At 33.0% G+C, this 445-nt stretch carries 1 pseudogene; it reads left to right on the top strand.

Annotation, left to right across the window (positions count from 1 at the left end):
* Positions 1 to 422 (top strand): annotated as a pseudogene (locus K0039_RS21440) (hypothetical protein); the annotation flags it as partial.
* Positions 423 to 445: the final 23 nt, after the last annotated feature.

Raw genomic sequence — 445 nt, 5'->3', positions numbered from 1 at the left:
CACTACTACCAGAGAAAAGATTTGACAGACCTTTAGACTTAGATAGTTTTAACATAATGCTACAATCAGCATTTATAAAGAATAATGATAGAGATACACTTTTAAAAATTGCAGGAAATATCCAAGAATCTACAGTAAAAAATGTGGGAGATGATGGAGTTTCTCAGTCTGTAACAATAAAAACAGGCGTAGCTAGTGTATCAGAAGCAATAGTCCCAAACAGAGTAAAGTTAATTCCTTATCGCACTTTCCAAGAGATAGAGCAACCAGAAAGTGAGTTTATTTTCAGAATGAGTTCTGGACCAGCAGCAGGATTATATGAAGCAGATGGTGGAGCATGGAAAAATCAAGCAATGTTAAACATTAAAGCGTACTTGCAAGAAGAATTAAAAGATTTTAAAAATGTAAATATAATTGCTTAATTGAAAATCTAAGAGGGCTTACA

It is taken from the genome of Terrisporobacter mayombei (assembly GCF_020748465.1).
GTDB lineage: Bacteria > Bacillota > Clostridia > Peptostreptococcales > Peptostreptococcaceae > Terrisporobacter > Terrisporobacter mayombei.
The sequence above is the reverse complement of the archived record's forward strand: the minus strand, read 5'-3'. Positions and strand labels throughout refer to the sequence as shown.